Below are 14,886 nucleotides of genomic sequence, written 5' to 3'. Positions count from 1 at the left end.
TCGCCCCGACACCCCACCAAAGGGCGTGACGCCCTTTGGAAACCCCGGAGGACCCCGGCATGACCGACGCGGTGATCGTCGCGACCGCCCGCACGCCGATCGGCAAAGCGCATCGCGGCGCGCTGAACCTCACCCGCGGCGCCGACCTCGCCGCCCACGCCATCCGCGGCGCCCTGGACCGGGCGCGGCTGGAGCCGGAGGTGGTCGAGGAGGTGGTGCTGGGCTGCGGCTATCCGGAGAACGCCACCGGCGGCAACGTCGCCCGGCACGCCGCCCTGGTGGCGGAAATTCCGGTGGACTCGGCCGGTGTCACGGTCTCGCGCTTCTGCGCCTCGGGGCTGGAGGCGATCGCCAGCGCCGCCCGCCGGATCATCCTCGACGGCGTGCCGGTGGCGGTGGCCGGCGGCGTCGAGTCGATCAGCCTCGTCCAGCCGAAGGTCCAGCGGGACTTGACCCGCAATGCCTGGCTGGAGGCGCACCTGCCGGCGATCTACATGCCGATGATCGAGACCGCCGACATCGTGGCGCAGCGCTATGGGATATCCCGGGAGGCGCAGGATGCCTTCGCGCTTGAGAGCCAGCGCCGCACCGCGGACGCCCAGGCACGCGGGCTGTTCGACGACGAGATCGTGCCGATGTCCGCCGTGATGGCGGTGACCGACAAGGCCACCGGCGAGACCCGGGAGATCGAGACCCGGCTCGCCAAGGACGAGGGCAACCGGCCGGATACGACGCTCGAGGGCTTGGCCAAGCTCAAGCCTGTGCGCGGGGAGGGCGCCTTCGTCACGGCGGGCAATGCCAGCCAGCTCTCGGACGGCGCCTCGGCCAGCGTGCTGATGTCGGCCGCGGAGGCCGCACGGCGGGGACTGACCCCGCTCGGCACCTTCCGGGGCTTCGCGTCGGCGGGCTGCGGGCCGGACGAGATGGGCATCGGCCCGGTCTTCGCGGTGCCGCGGCTCCTGGAGCGGCAGGGCCTCAGCGTCGATGACATCGACCTGTGGGAGCTGAACGAGGCCTTCGCGTCGCAGTCAGTCTATTGCCGCGACCGGCTCGGCATCGACCCGGACAAGGTCAACGTCAACGGCGGGGCCATCGCGGTCGGCCACCCGTTCGGCATGTCGGGGGCGCGGCTCGTGGGCCACGCCCTGCTGGAGGGTCGCCGCCGCGGGGCGCGCTACGCCGTGGTCACCATGTGCGTCGCCGGCGGCCAGGGCTGCGCCGGCCTGTTCGAGATCGGAGGCTGACCATGGATCTCCGCTTCACGCCGGACGAACTCGCGTTCCGCGACGAGGTCCGGACCTTCTGCCGCGAAGAAATCCCGGCGGACATTCGAAAAAAGGTCTCGGAGGGCCGCAGCCTCACCAAGGACGATTACGTCACGAGCCAGCGGATCCTCAACGCCAAGGGCTGGGCGGTGCCGCATTGGCCGCAGGAATGGGGCGGCCGGGATTGGACCTCGATCCAGCGCTACATTTATACGGAAGAACTGTTCCAGGCGGCGGTGCCGCTGCCGCAGCAGTTCAACTGCTACATGTTCGGGCCCGTGCTGGCGACCTTCGGTCAGGACGACCAGAAGGCGCGCTTCCTCCCCCGGGCGGCCAACCTCGACGATTGGTGGTGCCAGGGTTTCTCCGAGCCCGGCGCCGGCTCGGATCTGGCCTCGCTGAAGACCAAGGCCGTGCGCGACGGCGACCACTACGTCGTCGACGGCCAGAAGACCTGGACCACGCTGGGCCAGCACGCCGACTGGATTTTCTGTCTGGTCCGCACCGATTTCGAGGCCAAGAAGCAGCGCGGCATCTCTTTTCTTCTGATCGACATGACGACCCCCGGCATCACCGTGCGCCCGATCCTGACCCTGGAGGGCCGGCACGAGGTCAACGAGGTTTTCTTCGACGCCGTCCGGGTGCCCGTGGAGAACCTCGTGGGCGAGGAGAACCGGGGCTGGGATTACGCGAAATTCCTGCTCGCCAACGAGCGCACCGGCATCGCCCGGATCGGGCTCACCAAGGAGCGGATCGCCCGGATCAAGCGGCTCGCCCGGGAGATGCCGGCCGGGCCCGGCACGATGTGGGACGATCCCGCCTTCCGCGCCCGGGTCGCCGAGGTCGAGGTCGAGCTGAAGGCGCTCGAGATCACCCAGATGCGGGTGGCGGCCAAGCAGGGCCGGGCGGATTCGGTGGAGCCCGATCCGGCCTCCTCGCTCCTCAAGATCCGCGGCTCGCAGCTCCAGCAGGCGGCGACCGAATTGCTGGTCGAACTCGCCGGGCCGTTCGCGCTCGCAGCCCCGGCGCGGGGGGCGGGGGCCAACAACCTGCCCGGCGGCTTCGACTGGGTCGATGCCGCGGCGCCGAGCTACTTCAACAACCGCAAGGTCTCGATCTACGGCGGCTCGAACGAGATCCAGCACAACGTCATCGCCAAGGGCATTCTAGGGTTGTGAGGGGGTCCCGGGACTGACGCGCGTATGAAAATCCCGGCTGCGTCTTCCCTCCCCCCTCTGCGGGGGAGGGTGGCCCCCGAAGGGGGTCGGGAGAGGGGAGCGACGGTGCAGACCAACGCGCCGCGCCGCGTGAAGGCGGCACCCTCTCCTGAAGCCGGGTTCCCCTCTCCCGACCCCTGCTGACGCAGGGGCCACCCTCCCCCGCAGAGGGGGGAGGGAAAGAACGAGGACACCATGGATTTCGACCTGAACGAGGACCAGTCGCTCCTGCGCGACAGCGTCGAGCGGCTCTGTGCCGACCTCTACCCGTCGCTGGAGAGCCGGCAGGCGCGGCTGAAGGCGGCGCTGGGATTCCCCGCGGAGGGCTGGGCGGCCTTCGCCGAGCTCGGCGTCGCCGGCCTGCCCTTCGCCGAGGAGGAGGGCGGGCTCGGCGGTGGGCCGGTGGAGACCATGCTGGTGATGGAGGCGGTGGGTCGAAACCTGGTGGTCGAGCCGCTGCTGGCGAGCCTCGTCCTTGGCTCGACGGCCCTGCGGCTCGGCGGCAGCCCGGCGCAGAAAGAGCGCCTCGTCCCGGGCCTCGTCGCCGGCGACCTGCGCCTCACCCTGGCCCATACCGAGCGCCAGTCCCGCTACGACCTCTCCGACGTGGCGACGACGGCCCGGCGCTCCGGGGACGGTTTCGTCCTGAGCGGCGCCAAGAGCGTCGTGCCCAATGCCGACGCGGCGGGCCTGATGGTCGTGTCGGCACGGGTCTCCGGGGAGCGGCGCGACCCGCACGGGATCGGCCTGTTCCTCGTGCCGGCCGATGCAGCGGGGGTGGCGATCGAAGCCTATCCGACCCAGGACGGCGGCCGAGCCGCCGAGGTGTCCTTCTCGGACGTGGCGCTCCCAGGCGACGCGGCGCTCGGCGACCCCGAGGGCGGCCTGCCGCTCCTGGAGCGGGTGGTGGAGCACGGCATCGCGGCGCTGGCCGCCGAGGCGGTCGGCTCCATGGACGCGCTCCACAGGCTGACCGTGGACTACCTCAAGACCCGCAAGCAGTTCGGCGTCAGCGTCGGCTCGTTCCAGGCCCTGCAGCACCGGGCCGTGGACATGCTGATCCAGCTGGAACAGGCCCGCTCGATGGCGCTCTACGCCGCCATGATGGTCGACACGCCTGACGCCGCGCCGCGGGCCGCGGCCCTCTCCGCCGTGAAGGTCCAGATCAACAAGGCCTGCCGCTATGTCGGCCAGGAGGCGGTGCAGCTCCACGGCGGCATCGGCATGACCCTGGAATATATCGGCGCCCACCACTTCAAGCGGCTCGCCATGATCGAGTACCAGCTCGGCGACACCGCCCACCACCTTCGGCAGATCACGCAGGGTGAGAACGGACTGCTGGCGGCGTGATCCAAGCGAATAAGGGTTTCCAAAGGGCGAGCCCTTTGGTGGGGCGTCGGGGTGAAACCCCGATGAACAGGTCTCCGACCCCCGGAAGGGGGCCGGAGACCTGTTTTGCAAGGCTCTGCCCTGCACCCGCCAAAGGACTCGTCCTTTGGGATTCCGTTTTCGGATCGTCGCGCGATCAGTTGAACAGCGAGCCGACCCCGCCCTGCACCCGGCCGAGGCCGGCGCGCGCCACGGCGTTGTTCGGGTCGATCGCCGAAGCGCGCTGGTAGTTCTCCATCGCCTCCTTGCGCTGGCCCGACTTCTCGTAGGCCAGGCCCCGATAGGCCCAGGACGTGGCGTCCTTGTTGTTGACGTTGAGCGCCGCGTTGTAGTCCTCGATCGCCTTCGGATACTGGTTGGTGGCGATCAGGCTCTGGCCGCGGGCCGCGTAGGGGGCGGACTTGAACGGGTCGCGGTCGATGGCGGCGTCGAAATCGGCGATCGCCTGGGTCTCCTGACCCTGCTTCTGCCGCACGAGGCCGCGGGCGTGGTACGCCTCGGCCGATTCGGGCATCAGCCGGATCGCGACGTTGAGGTCGGACAGCGCGGCGTCGAGATTGCCCTGGGCGCGCTCGACATTGGCGCGGCCGATATAGGCCGGGCCGTAATTCGGATCGATGCCGATCGCCTTGCTGAAATCCTGCAGCGCGGGTCCATCGCGGCCGATCTGGCGGCTGGCGAGCGCCCGGTTGTTGTAGGCGGAGGCCGAGTTCGGGTCGATCTGGATCGCCTTGGTGAAGTCGGCGATGGCGTCGTTGAACTGGCCGGCCCGGGCATAGGCGGCGCCGCGGGTGTTGTAGGCGGCGGCGTCGTTCGGGTTGCGCTGCACGACCTCGGTCAGCGACGCGATGTTCACGGTGGTGGCGCCCGTGGTGTCCGTCTCCAGCACCGCGTATTGGCGCGGGCCGGCGGCGCTGCCGACGGTCTCGCAGCCGGCCAGAGCCGCGGCCGAAACCAGGACCGCACCGATCAGTACCGTCTTCCGTGCCCGCCCGTTGCGTACGATCATCGCCCCACTCTCCCCGAGGCGCGGCGCGCATCCCGCGCGCCCGCCCCGCCCCTCGCCGTTCAAGTGCCCGCGCCGCGCGCCGGGCCCACCCCATCCGGGGCACCGTCGCGCATCACGGTGAAGGCCGGCTTAAGAAGCGCCGCGGGCTGACACGACCCGTCGCCCGTCCCGGGAGGACACGGGCGGCGCAGGTGAATCGCACGACGGCATCGGGCACCGGCCACGGCATCGTGGAAGCGGCGGGATGTGGCGAAGGTATGACCCGGCGGCGTCCCGGCGGGGCCTCGGGGTCGTTGCCCGTCACGCGGCGGCGCGGGTGTGCCCTCGAAGCCTCAGGAACCGGCCGGATCGGACCCCAGCCGGGTGACGTGCCCCATCTTGCGTCCGGGCCGGGCCTCGCCCTTGCCGTAGAGGTGCAGGTGGGCGCCGGGCTCGGCGAGCAGCGCGGCCCAGTCGTCGGCCTGGTCGCCGATCAGGTTGCGCATCTCCACCGGCAGCCCGCCGACCCGGGCCGGGTCGCCGAGCGGCCAGCCGCAGACCGCCCGGACGTGCTGGGCGAATTGCGAGGTCCGCGCCCCCTCGATGGTCCAGTGCCCGGAATTGTGGACCCGGGGGGCGATCTCGTTGACCACGAGGCGCTCCGCCCCGTCCTCCCGGACGAGGAACATCTCCACGGCGAGCACGCCGACATAGTCGAGCGCGTCCGCGATGCGCTTCGCGATGTCGAGGGCGGCGCGGCCGGTCTCGGCCGTCAGGCCGGGGGCGGGCACCCGGGTCAGCGCCAGGATGTGGTCGCGGTGCTCGTTCTCGCACAGGTCGAAGGCCGCGAAGCTGCCGTCGCGCGCGCGGGCACCGACCACCGAGACCTCGCGCTCGAACGCGACGAAGCCCTCCAGGATCAGCGGCGCGCCGCCGAACTCGGCGAACAGCGCGTTGCGGTCGCCCTCGGAGCGCGCGCGCAGGATGCGCTGGCCCTTGCCGTCGTAGCCGAAGCGGCGGGTCTTGAGCACCGCCGGCAGGCCGATGGCCTCGATCGCCCGGTCGAGGTCGTCGGGCGCGTCCACCGCCCGGAACGGGGCCGTCGGGATGCCGAGGCCGTTGATGAAGTCCTTCTCGGACAGGCGGTCCTGCGTGGTGGCGAGCGCCCTTGCGTTCGGGTGCAGGGCAGCGTGCCGGGCCAGGATGTCGGCGGTGGCGTGGGGGATGTTCTCGAACTCGTAGGTGACGACGTCGACGCTCGCCGCGAAGGCCGCCAGCGCCTGCGGATCGTCGTAAGCTGCACAGGTGGTGAAGGCGGCGACGTCGAAGGCGGGGCTGTCCTGGTCGGGGGCGTAGACGTGCACCTTGAGCCCGTAATTGGCCGCCGCGAGCGCGATCATGCGCCCGAGCTGCCCGCCGCCGACGATGCCGAGGGTGGAGCCGGGGCCGAGGGTCTTGTCCGTCACGATTGCGCTTCCGTCTCCGGCCGCTCGGCCACCGATGCGGTCTGGGCCGCACGCCATGCCTCGAGGCGCTCCGCCAGATCGGGGTCGGCGAGCGCCAGAACCGATACGGCCAGCAGGGCCGCGTTGACCGACCCGGCCCGGCCGATCGCCAGGGTCCCCACCGGGATGCCGGCCGGCATCTGGACGATGGAGAGCAGGCTGTCCTGCCCGGACAGCGCCTTCGACTCCACCGGCACGCCGAAGACCGGCAGGCGGGTCATGGAAGCCGCCATGCCGGGCAGGTGCGCGGCGCCGCCCGCGCCCGCGATCACGACCTTGAACCCCTCTGCCACGGCGCCCTTGGCGAAGGCCACGAGGCGGTCGGGGGTGCGGTGGGCCGACACGATCCGCGCGTCGTAGGGCACGCCCAGCGCGTCGAGCGTCTCGGCGGCGTGCCGCATGGTCGCCCAGTCGGACTGGCTGCCCATGATGATCGCGACCGGAGGCGACGCCATCGTTGATCCCGGCAAAAGAGGGCGCTTACAGGCGGCGCGGGCCCGCGGCAAGGCGCGGCCCGGCGGCGTCCACCGGCATCAGGCGATGATGTCCGGGGTGATCATGTCCTCGATGTGGAAGATCCGGTCGCGCAGGGTGAGCTTGCGCTTCTTCAGGCGCTGGATCTGGAGCTGGTCCCCGGCGACGCTGTGCTCCAGCGCCTCGATGGCGCTGTCGAGATCCCGGTGCTCCTCGCGCAACCGGGCCAGCTCGACCTCGAGGTCCGGCTGCGCGCTCTCACCCGACTCTGCCGCCATCGTCACCCGCGGACCCGTAAACCGTTCATCGCCCCAGAGCATGCGTCACGCCCTTCCGCGGGACAAGCCGGACCGGCAAGCATTCACCAAGCTTGACCAGAGAAAACGCTTCAACAGGTGCGGCATCCTGTGTCAGTCTCGGCATGTCAAAACGATGACAGGAGATTCGACTCATGTCGCTGCAGACGCATCTGAGCCAACTCGCCCGGAAGCACGAAGCCCTCGAGCGCGAGATTCAGGAAGCGATCCACAGGCCTTCGGCAAACGACCTCCGCATTGCCGAGCTCAAGCGACGGAAACTCCTCCTCAAGGACGAGATCAACAGGCTGCAATCGGGCAGCGGCACGCTGCACTGAGGCGCTGATCCGTCCACCCGGACTGTAAACTCAAACACCACGGACGCCGCCGCATCGGGAGCCCCGGTGCGGCGGTTTTCCTGTGACGCGCGCTGAGCCGCTGCAGCCCGTCTCGACGGAGAGCCGGGGCCCACCGCGCGATCGTCAGGGTTGGGACCGAACCGGCCTCGCGCCTGCGCAGGAATGATCTACTCTGCGCCGACCGCCGGAGAGCGGCGGTGGGGGAACGCCGAGACGATGACGACCGCCAGCCTGCCGGGCCGCTATCCCGGGATCTACGAATCGGCCAGCCGCGATCCGGAGGCGTTCTGGCTCGACGCGGCCCGGGCGCTCGCCTGGTCACGGGCGCCGAGCCGAGCCTTCGCGGCGGAGTCCGGCCCCTACGGCCGCTGGTTCCCGGACGGGATGCTCAACGCCTGCCACAACGCGGTGGACCGCCACGTCGAGGGCGGCCGGGCGGACCAGGTGGCGATCCGCTACGATTCCCCCGTCACCGGCACCAAGCGGAGCATCACCTACCGGGCGTTGCGCGACGCCGTGGCGGCGCTGGCCGCCGTGCTGGCCGGGCTCGGCGTCGGCAAGGGCGACCGGGTCATCCTCTACATGCCGATGGTGCCCGAGGCGCTGTTCGGCATGCTGGCCTGCGCCCGGCTCGGCGCGGTCCACTCGGTGGTATTCGGCGGCTTCGCGGCGAACGAACTGGCGGTGCGGATCGAGGACGCGGCGCCCAAGGTCGTCCTGGCCGCCTCCTGCGGGATCGAGCCGAACCGGGTGGTCGCCTACAAGCCGCTCCTCGACGCGGCCATCGCCGCCTCCAGCCACAAGCCGGATGCCTGCCTGATCCTGCAGCGCCCGCAGAGCCCCGCGACGCTGGTGCCGGGGCGGGACCGCGACTGGGCCGAGGCGGTGGCGGCCGCCCAGGCGGCGGGGGAGCGGGCGGATTGCGTGCCGGTCGCCGCCACCGACCCGCTCTACATCCTCTACACCTCGGGCACGACGGGGAAGCCTAAGGGCGTGGTCCGCGACACCGGCGGTTACCTCGTTGCGCTCGCGTGGTCGATGCCGAACCTCTACGGCGTCGCCCCCGGCGAGACCTATTTCTGCGCCTCCGACATCGGCTGGGTCGTCGGCCATTCCTACATCGTCTACGCGCCGCTGCTCCACGGCTGCACGACGGTGCTCTACGAGGGCAAGCCCGTGGGCACCCCCGATGCCGGGGCGTTCTGGCGGGTCGTCGCCGAGTACGGGGTCGTCTGCCTGTTCACCGCGCCGACGGCGCTGCGGGCGATCAAGAAGGAGGACTCTTCGGGCGCCCGGATCGCCGACCATGACCTCTCGGCCTTCCGCAGCCTGTTCCTGGCCGGCGAGCGGGCCGACCCGGATTCCGTCGCCTGGGCCGAGCGGGTTCTGAACCGGCCGGTCATCGACCATTGGTGGCAGACCGAGACCGGCTGGCCCATCGCCGGCAACCCGCTGGGGCTCGGCCTGCTGCCGGTGAAGCACGGCAGCACCTGCGTGCCGATGCCCGGCTACACGGTCGCGGTGCTCGACGAGGGCGCCAAGCCGGTCCCGGCCGGCACGATGGGCACGATCGCGCTCCGCCTGCCCCTGCCCCCCGGCTGCCTGCCGACCCTCTGGGGTTCGGATGCGCGGATGCGGTCGAGCTACCTCGCCACCTTCCCGGGCTACTACGACACCTCGGATGCCGGGGTGATCGACGCGGACGGCTACATCACGGTGCTGGGACGGACCGACGACATCATCAACGTCGCGGGCCACCGCCTGTCCACCGGCGGCATGGAGGCGGTGCTGGCCGGCCATCGGGACGTGGCGGAATGCGCGGTCATCGGCATCCGCGACGCCCTGAAGGGCGAGGTGCCCTGCGGCTTCGTGGTGCTCAAGGCCGGCGTCGACCGGCCGACCGAGGCGATCGAGCGGGAACTCGTCGCCAAGGTGCGCGACGAGATCGGCCCGGTGGCGGCGTTCAAGCTGGCGCTGACCGTGCCGCGGCTGCCAAAAACCCGCTCGGGCAAGATCCTGCGCGCCACCATGAAACGCATCGCCGATCACGAGCCCTGGACCATGCCGGCGACGATCGACGATTCCGCGGCCCTCGACGAGATCGGCGAGAGCCTGAAGGCGCGCGGGATCGGCGCCGACTGACCGCCGACGGACGCCGTCGCTCCGCCAGCCCTTGTAAGTACCGCGCCCATAGCCATCTCTAGACCATCCAACCGGATGGCCTGGAGACTCCAAACCGATGAGCGAGCCGGTAAACGCGCCGCGCCCGAAGGTCCCGGACAGCGAGAAGATCACCGTCAATCTCGGCTTCGTCGATCTCGGGCGCGTCGACCTGATGGTCCGCGACGGGTTCTACGCCAACCGCGCCGACTTCATCCGCACCGCGGTGCGCAACCAGCTCGACCGCCAGAACGAGGCGGTCCGCCAATCCGTGGCCCGTCGCCAGCTCCGCCTGGGGGTGGCGCACTACACCCGGGCCGATCTGGAGGCGGCCCGGGATGCCGGGACGCCGCTGCACATCCAGGTCCTGGGCCTCGCCACCGTCGCGGGCGACGTCACCCCCGAACTGGCCCGCGCCGCCATCGCCGCCGTGGAGGTGCTCGGCGCCTTCCAGGCCAGCCCCGCCGTGAAGGCCGCCCTGGCCGACCGGATCACCTGACGCCCCCCGATGCACCGGTCCCAGAGACGGATGAACCGTCCGGCCGCGTCCGAACCGCTTCCCGAAGGATCGGCCCCATGTTCCGTTTTCCCAAACTCGACTTCTCCAAACTCGATCCGTCGAAGCTCGAAGGGCTGGATCCCGGCCGCTTCGGCTCCGGTGCCGACCCGACCGGCCGGTTCACCGACGCGATGGCCAAGCTCCGGCGCGAGCAGGCCGCGGCCTTCGCCCGGTGGAAACAGAGCTACGGGCAACCGGGCGATCCCCCCGCTCCGGCGGGCGGCGACAGCGCGATCATCGACATGGAGGCGCCCGCCGCCCCCGGCGGCGCCTGGACGGCGCCCCGGCCGGACCGGACCGGCACGGCGGAGCCCGAAGCGGGTTCTAAAGCGCGCCCCAAGGCGGGGCTCGACCTGTCGGCGATGATGCGCGGCCTGCGCGAGGGCCACCCGGCGGGAAGCGGGGGATCGCCGGCCCCGGTCCCGCCCGGCGCCCGGTTCGAGGAGCGGGTCTTCACGGGGGCCGCCGGCAGCCGGCGTTACAAGGTCTACGTCCCGAGCGGCCATGCCGGGCAAGCGCTACCCCTGGTGGTGATGCTGCACGGCTGCACCCAGAATCCGGACGATTTCGCCGCGGGCACGCAGATGAACGCCCTGGCCGAGGCGCAGGGGTTCCTGGTGGCGTATCCGGAGCAGTCGCAGGCCGCCAACATGCAGCGGTGCTGGAACTGGTACGCGGCCGGCGATCAGGCCCGCGCGGGCGGCGAGCCGGAACTCATCGCCGGCATCGCCCGGGCGGTGCTGGCGGAGTTCTCGGGCGATCCCACCAAGGTCTACGCGGCGGGACTCTCGGCCGGCGGCGCCGCGGCGGCGATCCTGGCGGCGACCTACCCGGACCTGTTCGCCGCCGTCGGCGTCCATTCCGGGCTGGCCTGCGGCGCCGCCCGGGACATGCCGACGGCCTTCGCGGCGATGAAGGGCAAGGCGGGGGTCACCGGGCGCAACAGTCAGGCGGTGCCGACCATCGTGTTCCACGGCGACGGCGACCGCACGGTGCACCCGGCCAACGGCGATCAGGTGATCGCCCAGGCCGGCGCGGCCCCGGGCCTCGCCGAGACGGTCAGCCGGGGCACGAGCCCGGGGGGCATCGCCTATACCTGCACGACCCGCAGCGATGCGGATGGACGGCCGGTCCAGGAATACTGGGTCCTGCACGGGGTCGGGCATGCCTGGTCGGGGGGCAGCCCGGCCGGCTCCTACACGGAGCCGCGGGGCCCGGATGCGAGCGGCGCGATGGTGCGCTTCTTCCTGTCCCACACACTCCAGCCGCGCCCCCGGACCTGAGGCCGGGCGACGCGGCCGGGACGCCGACGCCCCTCAATCGGCGTCGGCATCGTCGTCCGGCGCGAGGCCGGGCTCGGCCTCCGGCATGCCCCGGGACAGGACCGGCGCGTCGGCGCCGGGCCGCATCGTGGCGGCGAGGGCGGTCGGCGCGCGTTGCGGGCCGGGCTCGGACGGGATCAGGGTCGCGGTGGCCGCCACGAAGCCGGCCATCGCGCGCAGATCGTCGGTCTGGCGCGGATCGCGGGCGATCAGCGCGGCCTCGCGCTTGAGGCGGAGGTTGCAGGCCTGCGAGGGCATCCCACCCTCCGGCGTGCAGGCGTCATGGCGGGCGCAGGCGGCGTCGAGGGCGTCGATCGGCGGCATCGGGGCGTTGTTGCCCGGACCGCAGTAATTGCCGTGGATCAGGATCTTGGGTCCGCCGAAGGCAGCGGGCTGGGCCTGGGACGGCGCCGCCAGGACGGCGCAGCCGGCGGAAAGAAGAAACGGGGCGGCGTGTTTTGCGAGCATCATCGGAACCTCGGGCGATCTCACCCCCTCAGGCGGTTCGCGTCGTGGTGACAACGTCAAAAACCGGTGGCCGCGCCGGCAGGTTCCCGGCACGCCGTCCCGATGACAGGCTCTTGAACGCCCCACGGCTGCGCGACGGCGCCGTCATGGCTGCCCTGCCGGAGCGCACTGGCCGGCGGGTCCGTCCTGCGCCAGATTGACACCACGCTTCCGGAGCCGACCATGACCGCCGCGACGACCGCCCGCCTGTTCGAGCCGCTGACGCTCGATGCGCTCACGCTCGAGAACCGCATCCTGATCGCGCCGATGTGCCAGTATTCGGCCCGGGACGGTGAGGCCACCGACTGGCACATGATGCATCTCGGCCATCTCGCCGCCTCGGGGGCGGGCCTGCTGACGCTGGAGGCCACCGCGATCTCCCCCGAGGCGCGGATCACCGCCTGGGATCTCGGCCTGTACTCGGACGGATGCGAGCGGGCGCTCGCCCGGGTGCTCGACGCCGTGCGCGAATACGCCCCGATCCCGATCTGCATCCAAATCGCCCATGCCGGCCGCAAGGCGTCGAGCGACGCGCCCTGGGCCGGCGGGCAGCAGATCCCGCCGGAGCACCCCTACGGCTGGCGCACCGAGGCGCCCTCGCCGGTGGCGCACGGGGAGGGCGAGGTCCCGCCCCACGCCCTCGACGGCGCCGATCTCAAGCGTATCCGCGACCAGTTCGCGGCCACGGCCAAGCGCGCCGTGCGCCTCGGAATCGAAGCGGTGGAGCTGCACGGGGCCCACGGCTACCTGCTGCACCAATTCCTGTCGCCGCTCGCCAACAAGCGCACCGACCAGTACGGCGGCAGCCTCGAGAACCGCATGCGTTTCCCCCTGGAGGTCTACGCCGCCGTGCGCGACGTCGTCCCGGCGGGCAGCCCCGTGTGGCTGCGCGTCTCGGCCACGGACTGGGTGGAGGACGGCTGGAACCTCGACGAGACCGTGGCGCTGGCCCAGGCCCTGAAGCGGGCCGGCTCGCCCGCGATCCACGTCTCCACCGGCGGCGTCTCGCCCAAGCAGGCGATCACCCTCGGGCCGGGCTACCAGGTGCCCTATGCCGAGCGGATCAAGGCCGAGACCGGTCTCATCACCATCGCGGTGGGGCTCATCACCGAGGCCCAGCAGGCGGAGGCGATCCTGCAGGAGGGCCGGGCGGACGCGATCTCGCTGGCCCGCGCCATGCTCTACGACCCGCGCTGGCCCTGGCACGCCGCCGCCGAACTCGGCGCCCGGGTGCGGGCGCCGAAGCAGTACTGGCGCTCGCAGCCGCGGGAGTACAAGGACCTGTTCACGGATACGGCCTTCGGGCAACGCTGAGCGTTCGTCTCAGCGGGCCACCGCCCCCACCAGTGGCCCCAGCGGCCGGCTGATGTCGGTGCGGCCGAGATTGGGCGCGTAGAGGCTCGACACCGAGCCGTCCAGGAACAGGGCGTTGCGGCAGCCGAGATCGTCCCGGAACAGCCGCGCGAAGGCCCCGAAGGTCACCGGCCGCTCGGAGATGGCGAAGATCGCCACGTGCCCGTCCTCAGCCATGCCGACGCCGTTGCGGATCTTCTGGCTCGGCCCGTCGGCGGAGATCTTCGGGTGGATCTGGCCGTCGATCACCAGCATCGGGCCGGATTGCGTGGCGTAGTCCGGCCGGATCTTCGCCCGGAGATAATGGGCGGTGTCGAGCACCCCGGCCCGCTCACCCTTCACCCAGAAAACGCCGTTGGGCTTGAGGTGGAAGTTGCCCGGACCATCGGCGGTCGAGACGTGCTTCATCTCGTGCCCGCCCTCGACGTAGAGGCCCACCGGCGCCTGGTCCTTGTCGTACATGCCGGCATTCATCGCGAAGCTGAGGAGCTTGCCCTGCGCCGCGGCCAGCGTCCCGAGGGCCCCGTAGGGCCGCCCGTCCGCCTGCAGCCAGAACAGCTGCAGGCGCTGCCGCCGCAGATCGATCGTGCAGACCGTGAAGCTCTCGCCCTGGGCCTCCATCGCCCGGCAGGGCTCCGGGGCCGCCACGGCCCGGCCGGGTACGGCCAGGGCGAGGAGCATGATCAACAGGGCGTGAGCGGGGCGCATCGTCATCACTCGGTCCGTGCCGGCTTTTCAGGGGCTTGAGGGCGCTGGGGGCGCCTGTCACCCCGGAAAGCGGCGATTTTCGAGTCCCGAGCCGTGCCGGGGCTTGCCGGCCAGCGTCGGCAGGTCGCGGGCGCCACCTGAACTGTTTCACGCCTTCCACGTTTCTTGCCCCAGAGGGCGGTTTTCGACGGAGATGACGTGATGAAGGGTGCAGTGCTCGGCTCGGCCCTGCTGGCAGCGGGTGCCTTGGCTCTCGCGCCGGCCAGCGCGGATGCCCGCGGCTTCGGCGGCGGCGGCTTCCATGGCGGCGGTTTCGGCGGCGGGTTCCACGGCGGCGGCTTCGGCGGCTTCCGGGGCGGCGGCTTCGGTGGCGGCTTCCGCGGTGCCGGCTTCCGCGGCGGATACGGCCGCGGCTACGGCTATCGCGGCGGCTATGGCTACGGCCTCGGCGGCCTGGGTCTCGGCGTCGGGCTCGGACTGGCGGCCGGCGGCCTCTACGGCGGCTACGGCTACCCGGGCTACGGCTACGGCGGCTATGGCGGCTACGGTTACGGCGGCGGCTACGCCCCGGTGGGCTACGGCTACGGCGGCGATTACGGCTACGGCGGCGGCGGCGGCTGCTACACGGTCCCGCGGGTGCGCTGGACCCCCTACGGCTACCGCCGGGTCCTGGTCGAGCGCTGCTACTGAGCCGCGTTTCGACAGCGAAAAGACTGGAGAGGCCGCCTTCGGGCGGCCTTTTCTTTGCTTGATCCCCCCGCGGCGTTGGACAGCTCCGTCCCGG

General features: G+C 71.6%; 15 protein-coding genes. 9 read left to right on the top strand and 6 right to left on the bottom strand.

Annotated elements, in window-relative coordinates; all coding sequences use genetic code 11:
* The first annotated feature begins 59 nt into the window (after positions 1–59).
* The 3 genes from AC3IF1_RS20970 (at position 60) to AC3IF1_RS20960 (ending at position 3,832) form a co-directional block, all read left to right on the top strand.
* A complete protein-coding gene (locus tag AC3IF1_RS20970) occupies positions 60–1,244 on the top strand; it encodes an acetyl-CoA C-acyltransferase (protein WP_489219165.1) in 1,185 nt (394 codons plus the stop codon).
* A gap of 2 nt (positions 1,245–1,246) precedes the next feature.
* Entirely contained in the window at positions 1,247–2,443 is a 1,197-nt protein-coding gene (locus tag AC3IF1_RS20965) for an acyl-CoA dehydrogenase family protein (RefSeq protein ID WP_243970740.1), read from the top strand.
* Positions 2,444–2,677: 234 nt separating this feature from the next.
* Positions 2,678–3,832, top strand: coding sequence for an acyl-CoA dehydrogenase family protein (locus AC3IF1_RS20960; RefSeq protein ID WP_243970742.1), 1,155 nt, complete (start codon positions 2,678–2,680; stop codon positions 3,830–3,832).
* A gap of 175 nt (positions 3,833–4,007) precedes the next feature.
* Here the strand turns inward: AC3IF1_RS20960 and AC3IF1_RS20955 are convergent, their stop codons facing one another.
* The 4 genes from AC3IF1_RS20955 to AC3IF1_RS20940 form a co-directional block, all read right to left on the bottom strand.
* On the bottom strand, positions 4,008–4,880 hold the full coding sequence (locus AC3IF1_RS20955) for a tetratricopeptide repeat protein (RefSeq protein WP_243970745.1): 873 nt from the start codon (positions 4,878–4,880) through the stop codon (positions 4,008–4,010).
* A 332-nt stretch (positions 4,881–5,212) separates the two neighbouring features.
* Positions 5,213–6,325: a 5-(carboxyamino)imidazole ribonucleotide synthase gene (locus tag AC3IF1_RS20950; RefSeq protein ID WP_489219164.1), complete on the bottom strand. Its 1,113-nt coding sequence runs from the start codon at positions 6,323–6,325 to the stop codon at positions 5,213–5,215.
* Positions 6,322–6,819 (bottom strand): 5-(carboxyamino)imidazole ribonucleotide mutase, encoded by a 498-nt coding sequence (gene purE, locus AC3IF1_RS20945; protein WP_243970749.1) that lies wholly within the window; start codon positions 6,817–6,819, stop codon positions 6,322–6,324. Before purE ends, AC3IF1_RS20950 begins: the two co-directional genes overlap by 4 nt.
* Positions 6,820–6,897: 78 nt before the next feature.
* Positions 6,898–7,116 (bottom strand): YdcH family protein, encoded by a 219-nt coding sequence (locus AC3IF1_RS20940; RefSeq protein WP_243970751.1) that lies wholly within the window; start codon positions 7,114–7,116, stop codon positions 6,898–6,900.
* A 173-nt stretch (positions 7,117–7,289) separates the two neighbouring features.
* On the opposite strand from AC3IF1_RS20940, the gene AC3IF1_RS20935 reads away from it, so the two are divergent.
* From AC3IF1_RS20935 to AC3IF1_RS20920, 4 genes are all read left to right on the top strand, one after another.
* The gene (locus AC3IF1_RS20935) at positions 7,290–7,472 is read left to right on the top strand and encodes a YdcH family protein (protein WP_243970753.1); all 183 of its coding nucleotides are present in this window, start codon (positions 7,290–7,292) and stop codon (positions 7,470–7,472) included.
* 237 nt (positions 7,473–7,709) lie between these two features.
* Entirely contained in the window at positions 7,710–9,635 is a 1,926-nt protein-coding gene (locus AC3IF1_RS20930) for an AMP-binding protein (RefSeq protein ID WP_489219163.1), read from the top strand.
* Positions 9,636–9,732: 97 nt separating this feature from the next.
* Positions 9,733–10,152: a CopG family transcriptional regulator gene (locus AC3IF1_RS20925; RefSeq protein WP_243970757.1), complete on the top strand. Its 420-nt coding sequence runs from the start codon at positions 9,733–9,735 to the stop codon at positions 10,150–10,152.
* A gap of 77 nt (positions 10,153–10,229) precedes the next feature.
* A complete protein-coding gene (locus tag AC3IF1_RS20920; RefSeq protein ID WP_243970758.1) occupies positions 10,230–11,495 on the top strand; it encodes an extracellular catalytic domain type 1 short-chain-length polyhydroxyalkanoate depolymerase in 1,266 nt (421 codons plus the stop codon).
* 33 nt (positions 11,496–11,528) lie between these two features.
* Here the strand turns inward: AC3IF1_RS20920 and AC3IF1_RS20915 are convergent, their stop codons facing one another.
* Positions 11,529–12,005, bottom strand: a complete 477-nt coding sequence (locus tag AC3IF1_RS20915) for a phospholipase A2 family protein (RefSeq protein ID WP_489219162.1) — start codon at positions 12,003–12,005, stop codon at positions 11,529–11,531.
* A gap of 219 nt (positions 12,006–12,224) precedes the next feature.
* On the opposite strand from AC3IF1_RS20915, the gene AC3IF1_RS20910 reads away from it, so the two are divergent.
* Positions 12,225–13,355 carry an NADH:flavin oxidoreductase/NADH oxidase gene (locus AC3IF1_RS20910; protein WP_489219161.1) on the top strand — a complete coding sequence of 377 codons (1,131 nt, stop codon included), beginning with the start codon at positions 12,225–12,227 and terminating at the stop codon, positions 13,353–13,355.
* Between the two features lie 9 nt (positions 13,356–13,364).
* Here AC3IF1_RS20910 and AC3IF1_RS20905 read toward each other — a convergent pair whose 3' ends face one another.
* The gene (locus AC3IF1_RS20905) at positions 13,365–14,102 is read right to left on the bottom strand and encodes a phosphodiester glycosidase family protein (protein ID WP_489220432.1); all 738 of its coding nucleotides are present in this window, start codon (positions 14,100–14,102) and stop codon (positions 13,365–13,367) included.
* 201 nt (positions 14,103–14,303) lie between these two features.
* On the opposite strand from AC3IF1_RS20905, the gene AC3IF1_RS20900 reads away from it, so the two are divergent.
* Entirely contained in the window at positions 14,304–14,792 is a 489-nt protein-coding gene (locus AC3IF1_RS20900) for a hypothetical protein (RefSeq protein WP_489220431.1), read from the top strand.
* Positions 14,793–14,886 lie beyond the last annotated feature (94 nt).

Source organism: Methylobacterium sp. E-012 (assembly GCF_057836545.1).
Note: the sequence above shows the minus strand (reverse complement) of the source record. Positions and strands in the feature narration are given on the sequence as shown.